Here is a 6,173-nt window from a genome sequence, read left to right on the forward strand (position 1 = left end):
GCAGCCGGTGATGACTTTTGGCAGTTAATAAAAAATACAGGCTTAAAAATACTGCCTAATACCGCAGGGTGCCATAGTGTTAAAGAAGCGACAACCCTTGCAAAAATGTGCCGAGAGGTATTTGCCACCGATTGGATTAAGCTAGAGCTGATTGGCGATGATTACAATTTACAGCCTGACCCTTTTGCGCTACTTGAAGCCACAAAAATATTAATTAATGATGGCTTTAAAGTATTGCCTTATTGCACCGATGACTTAGTACTTTGCCAGCGCTTAAATGAGCTAGGGTGTGAGGTGCTTATGCCGTGGGGGGCGCCAATAGGCACCGGTAAAGGCTTGTTAAATAGTTATAATTTAAAAACTATTCGAGAGCGTTTACCCGATACCACATTAATAGTAGATGCCGGTTTAGGTTTGCCATCGCATGCCTGCCAAGCACTCGAAATGGGGTATGATGCGGTATTATTAAATTCAGCCATTGCAGGGGCGGGCTGCCCAATTACTATGAGCCGCGCATTTAAAGCCGCAGTTGAAGCAGGGCGCTTTGCATATCAAGCAAAAGCAATGCCTGAAAAAGACGTTGCAGCCCCATCAACCCCAACAATGGGTATGCCATTTTGGCATCAGCAGTGAAGGAAAGAATATGAATAACGTAGTGTGGACAATTGCCGGATCTGATTCGGGCGGCGGTGCAGGTATTCAAGCAGATATAAAAGCAATGCAAAGTTTTGGTGTACATGGCTGCACGGCAATTACGGCGCTTACTGCGCAAAATAGTTTAGGTGTAGAAGCTATTAATGCTGTGTCTACCGATATTATTGAATCGCAGTTACTAGCGCTTGAAAAAGACATGAAAGCCAAAGTAATAAAAATTGGCATGCTTGCCAATGTGCAGCAAATTCAGCTGATCAGCGAACATATAAGCCACTATAAAGCTAAGTGGCCTGTGCCTCCCGTTATTGTATATGACCCTGTTGCTATTGCCTCAAGCGGTGACTTACTAACAGAAGAGGACACGGTAAGTGCAATAAAAGAATGTTTACTGCCGCTGGTGGATGTAATAACCCCAAACACCCATGAAACACAGTTATTAACCGGTGTGTATTTAATTGGCCCGGCTGCAATAAAAGAAGCGGCTAATAAGCTATTAAGCTGGGGCGCAAAAGCCGTTGTTATTAAAGGCGGACATTGGGATTACCCAAGTGGCTACTGCATTGATTATTGTATTGATAGTAATACGCAAAATGGTGAAGAATACTGGTTAGGCAATCAAAAAATACAAACCCCGCATAACCACGGCACCGGATGTAGCATGGCTTCGGTAATTGCTGCATGTTTAGCTAAAGACTATCCATTAAAAGATGCCTTTATTTTAGCTAAGGCATATATAAACCAAGGGCTAAAACAGTCGGTACGTTATGGCGAAGGGATTGGACCGGTTGCTCATACATCGTTCCCCACTAATTTAGCTGACTACCCACAAGTGATTGAACCGGGGAGCTGGCTGGGTGATGAACTAGATTTTGATGTGCCGCTTGATTTTAATTTGGCTGCTGATTTTGCACCTTGTGAAAGTAAATCGCTTGGCTTGTATGCAGTTGTAGATAGTATAGATTGGTTAGAAAAGTGCTTACAACAAGGCATTAAAACAGCGCAGTTACGCGTTAAAAATAAAACGCAAGACGAGCTTGATGGGCTCATTAAGCAAGCTGTTGAGCTGGGCAAGCAATACAACGCACAGGTATTTATAAACGACTACTGGCAGTTAGCTATTAAGCACGGTGCATATGGCGTGCATTTAGGGCAAGAGGATTTAGACATTGCTAATTTAGCGGCAATTAAAGACGCAGGGTTAAGGCTTGGGCTTTCTACTCATGGTTTTTATGAAATGTTGCGTGCGCATAATTATCGCCCTAGTTATATGGCATTTGGCGCTATTTACCCAACCACAACAAAAGATATGACAGGTCAAATACAAGGCCTTGAAAAGCTGATTAAGTTTGTACCACTGATGCAAAGCTACCCAACAATAGCAATAGGCGGGATTGATTTAAGCCGTGCTGAGCAGGTAGCGAAAACTGGCGTAGGCAGTGTTGCTGTAGTGCGTGCGATTACCGAAGCTGATAATTACGTAGAGGCTATAAGCGCTCTGCAAGTGGCCATAAGCAGTGCCAATTAAAACTAACAAGGGTAATACTAACAAGGCCGGTAAACGTGAATGAGCTAAGCGATAAAGAAACCCTGCGTTACAGCCGCCATTTATTGCTTGAAGAAGTTGGGCTTGAAGGGCAATTAACACTTAAATCCTCAACGGTTGCAGTTGTGGGGGCTGGTGGTTTAGGTAGCCCCGCACTTTTATATTTAGCCGCTGCGGGTGTTGGAACGCTTATTTTAATTGACGATGATGAGGTTGAGCTTTCAAACTTACAGCGCCAAGTGCTTTATAAAATAAATCACTTAGGACAAAACAAGGTCGCTGCAGCGGGTAAAGTATTAGCGAGCCTGAATAATCAAATAAACATAGTAACGCATTGCCGAAAGCTAGATGAGAGTAACGCAACTAACATGCTAAAAGATGCTGACATCATACTTGATTGCTCTGATAACTTTAGCACTCGCTATAGTGTTAATCGTTATTGTATTGCTAATAAAACACCGTTAATTTCTGGTGCTGCACTCGCAACCAAAGGGCAGTTAATGGGCTTTGATTTTAGGCAAAGTGATAGCCCGTGCTATGGCTGCGTTTTTCCACAAAGCGAAGCTACACCAGTTATCAATTGCAGTAACGCAGGAGTGATTAGCCCGTTACTTGGTGTAATAGGCTCTATGCAGGCGCAACTTACGCTCAACTTATTACTGGGGCATTCAGAGGGGGGGGGATTTATAACCTTTGATGCGCTTACTTTAAAGCAGCAGCACTTTAAAGTGATTAAAGATTCAGAGTGTAAAGAGTGTGGAAAATAGGTTTTTGAGAGGCTTGTGCCTGTTACTACATTTGGCGTTAAAGAATTAAAAGCTGCGCTTTTCGCGTGAGTAAGCTTCACGCCTACAAAAATAAAAAAACCGCGTTTAAATAACGCGGTTTTTTGATTTCTAATTAACGATTGATTTAGTCGTTAATTTTTGCAAACGCAGTACCTAAGCGAGTAACCACTTCTGGTAGTTGATCGTCCAGTATTTCAGCTTTATCAGCACCCCATGCTAGTACCACAGTAGAGCCTAATTTAAAGCGACCCATTTCTTCACCCTTTTTAAGCGTGATGGCGTTATCGCCAGTGGTTGGGTATTTCCAACTAAATACATCGCTACCTGCTGGTGGCGTGACAGTACCTGCCCAAATAGTTTCTATGCTGGCTACAATTGTTGCGCCAACAAGTACCATAGCAAGCGGACCAATTTCAGTTTCAAAAATTGCTACTACTCGTTCATTACGCGCAAACAAGTTAGGCACGTTTTGCGCGGTAAGTGGGTTTACTGAAAATAAATCACCTGGCACGTAAATCATTTTGCTTAGTGTCCCATCAATTGGCATATGAATACGGTGGTAATCTTTAGGTGCTAAATAAATAGTGGCAAACTTACCGCCTAAAAATGGTGTTGTATCATCTTGTGAGCCGCCTAGTAGCGCTTGTAAGCTGTAATCGTGACCTTTAGCTTGTATTAGCTGTCCGTCAACAATATCGCCTAGCTGGCTGATTGCGCCATCCACTGGATGAATGATGATATTGCTATCTTCTACCATTGGGCGCATGCCGTCTTTTAAAGGGCGAGTAAAAAATTCATTAAAGCTTTTATAATGAGCAGGATCTGGGTATTGGGCTTCGCTCATATCTACTTTATATTGCTTAATAAATAGTTTAATTAAAGTCGTTGTTAAAGCGCCTGCTTTAGCTGCGGCTAATTTACCCACTACACGTGAAATAAAATGTTTTGGCATTGCGTACTGCATTGCGATTTTAAATTTGTCTAAACTCACAGTATTTATCCTAAATTATACGCGAGGCGCACGGGCGCCTGCACGGCCATCGGCCATTGTTTCTAAAATTCGGTGGTAGCTGTCAAAGCGCAATTGAGAAATTTTGCCATCTGCTACAGCTTCTTTAACTATACAGCCCGGATCGTTTAAATGTTTACAGTCTCTAAAGCGGCACCCGCCTATAAATTCTCTAAACTCTTTAAAACACCACGTTACACGCTCAACATCTAAATGCCATAAACCAAATTCACGAATTCCTGGTGAATCGATTAGGTTACCGCCACTTGGTAAATGGTGAAGGCGTGAAACAGTTGTTGTATGCTGGCCTAGGCCGCTGTTTTCAGATACTTCTTTAGTTAATATTTCAGCGTTAGGTAATACAGTGTTAACGAGGGTTGATTTACCCACACCACTTTGACCAACAAAAATGTTATTTTTACCAACAAGTACTTCTTTTAATTCATCAATACCATTGCCCGATATATTACTAACAAGGAGTACTTGGTAATCAAGTTTACGGTAGATATCGAGAACTTTTTGTATTTCGCTAAGGCCTGCGTCATCAATTAAATCTATTTTATTGAGTACTAAAATTGGCTCAATACCCATATCTTCACAGGCTATTAAATAGCGGTCGATAATACTTGGGGTAAACTCAGGTAGTACCGCCGATACCATGAGTATTTGATCAATGTTAGCTGCAATAACTTTCACGCCGTCGTAAAAGTCAGGGCGGGTAAGTTGCGAGCGACGCTCTTGCGTGGCTTCAATTACTCCGGCTAAATCACCTTCACTTACTTTGGCACGGCGAAACAATACCTCATCACCACACACTAAATTTGACACGGTACGTCGTATATTACAACGAAGTACATCGCCATTTTCAGTTTCGACATCGGCGTGTTGGCCAAAACGACTGATCACAATTGCGCTCTCGACCTGACCTAAATTATCGGTTTGCCATTCTTGCGCGCCTTTTTTAGCTGGTTTTGAGTCTGCGCTATTAATGCGCTTTTGGTGGTTGGCCTTGATCTGACGCGATTGGCCTTTACTTAATTTTTTCTGTTTTGCCACTGGAGGCCTATAACCTTAGTTAAATGTCGCTTTTCCTAAAAAAAGCTTTAGCTCGACGGTTGATGCTAATATGATATATCGAAATGCGTTGGATCTAAAGGAAAGCACCGCTTAGGTATTATGACTATTAATAAATCAAATTTAATTTGGCTCGATCTTGAAATGACAGGGCTCGAACCAGAGACCGATAAAATACTCGAAATTGCGACGGTTGTCACTGACGCAGACCTGAATATATTAGCTGAAGGGCCAACCATAGCTATTCATCAAAGTGATGAATTACTAAATGGTATGGACGAGTGGTGTACTACGCAGCATGGTAAGTCGGGTTTAACAGCGCGCTGTAAAGCAAGTACATTCAATGAAGAGTATGCCGTGGAACAAACGTTAGATTTTTTAAAACAGTGGGTGCCTGCAGGTGTATCACCAATGTGTGGTAATTCAATTGGGCAAGACCGCCGCTTTATGAATAAATACATGCGTGAACTTGAAGATTTTTTTCATTACCGCAATCTTGACGTGAGTACTATTAAAGAATTAGCACGTCGCTGGAAACCTGAAGTGCTTGCAAAAGTGAACAAAAAAGGTTCGCACCTCGCTTTGGATGACATTAAGGATTCGATTATGGAATTAAAAGTCTATAGAGAAAATTTCTTTAATTTGTAAAAAACACTTGCAAACACATCGGATTATTGTAGAATCCTGCCCCGCTCAAGACGATAACCCACGCGGGGTTAGTGTGTTTGAGTGATTGAATTACCATCAATAAATGCGGTACTAGCTCAGTTGCTAGAATGCTGAACGCGACCAGTCTCGCTTAAGCATAAAATAACTGAAGAAATGAAAATGCGGTACTAGCTCAGTTGCTAGAATGTTGAACGCGACCCGTCGCGCACCAACGTAAAATAACTGAAGAAATAAAAAATGCGGTACTAGCTCAGTTGGTAGAGCGCGACCTTGCCAAGGTCGAGGTCACGAGTTCGAGCCTCGTGTACCGCTCCAATTTCTAACCAAAAGAAATTGAGTGATTAAAAGAAGTAAAAATGCGGTACTAGCTCAGTTGGTAGAGCGCGACCTTGCCAAGGTCGAGGTCACGAGTTCGAGCCTCGTGTACCGCTCCAAT

General features: G+C 42.3%; 6 protein-coding genes and 2 tRNA genes. 6 read left to right on the forward strand and 2 right to left on the reverse strand.

The features are described 5' to 3' along the window. The 3 genes from L652_RS0109255 to L652_RS0109265 all read left to right on the forward strand — a co-directional run. The coding region (locus tag L652_RS0109255) for a thiazole synthase (protein ID WP_024603417.1) at nucleotides 1–633 on the forward strand (633 nt) is incomplete at its 5' end. Between the two features lie 10 nt (nucleotides 634–643). Beyond that, nucleotides 644–2,179, forward strand: a complete 1,536-nt coding sequence (thiE, locus tag L652_RS0109260) for a thiamine phosphate synthase (protein WP_024594826.1) — start codon at nucleotides 644–646, stop codon at nucleotides 2,177–2,179. A gap of 35 nt (nucleotides 2,180–2,214) precedes the next feature. Then, nucleotides 2,215–2,964, forward strand: a complete 750-nt coding sequence (locus L652_RS0109265; RefSeq protein ID WP_024594827.1) for a HesA/MoeB/ThiF family protein — start codon at nucleotides 2,215–2,217, stop codon at nucleotides 2,962–2,964. A 145-nt stretch (nucleotides 2,965–3,109) separates the two neighbouring features. Here L652_RS0109265 and asd read toward each other — a convergent pair whose 3' ends face one another. Continuing rightward, nucleotides 3,110–3,976, reverse strand: coding sequence for an archaetidylserine decarboxylase (gene asd / locus L652_RS0109270; RefSeq protein WP_004336058.1), 867 nt, complete (start codon nucleotides 3,974–3,976; stop codon nucleotides 3,110–3,112). A gap of 15 nt (nucleotides 3,977–3,991) precedes the next feature. Continuing rightward, nucleotides 3,992–5,050 carry a small ribosomal subunit biogenesis GTPase RsgA gene (rsgA, locus tag L652_RS0109275; RefSeq protein WP_024603418.1) on the reverse strand — a complete coding sequence of 353 codons (1,059 nt, stop codon included), beginning with the start codon at nucleotides 5,048–5,050 and terminating at the stop codon, nucleotides 3,992–3,994. A gap of 120 nt (nucleotides 5,051–5,170) precedes the next feature. Between rsgA and orn the strand changes: the two genes are divergently transcribed. The 3 genes from orn to L652_RS0109290 all read left to right on the forward strand — a co-directional run bounded on the left by orn (nucleotide 5,171) and on the right by L652_RS0109290 (nucleotide 6,171). Further along, nucleotides 5,171–5,716 (forward strand): oligoribonuclease, encoded by a 546-nt coding sequence (orn, locus tag L652_RS0109280; RefSeq protein ID WP_024596132.1) that lies wholly within the window; start codon nucleotides 5,171–5,173, stop codon nucleotides 5,714–5,716. 260 nt (nucleotides 5,717–5,976) lie between these two features. Then, a tRNA-Gly gene (locus L652_RS0109285) sits at nucleotides 5,977–6,052 on the forward strand. A 43-nt stretch (nucleotides 6,053–6,095) separates the two neighbouring features. After that, nucleotides 6,096–6,171 (forward strand) — tRNA-Gly (locus L652_RS0109290). The last annotated feature ends 2 nt before the right edge of the window (nucleotides 6,172–6,173 follow it).

The sequence above is a fragment of the Pseudoalteromonas sp. TB25 genome (genome assembly GCF_000497995.1).
Lineage (GTDB): Bacteria > Pseudomonadota > Gammaproteobacteria > Enterobacterales > Alteromonadaceae > Pseudoalteromonas > Pseudoalteromonas distincta.

Coding starts and splice junctions, on each gene's coding strand:
- thiE (WP_024594826.1), top strand. CDS start 644: ATGAATAACGTAGTGTGGACAATTGCCGGATCTGATTCGGGCGGCGGT.
- orn (WP_024596132.1), top strand. CDS start 5,171: ATGACTATTAATAAATCAAATTTAATTTGGCTCGATCTTGAAATGACA.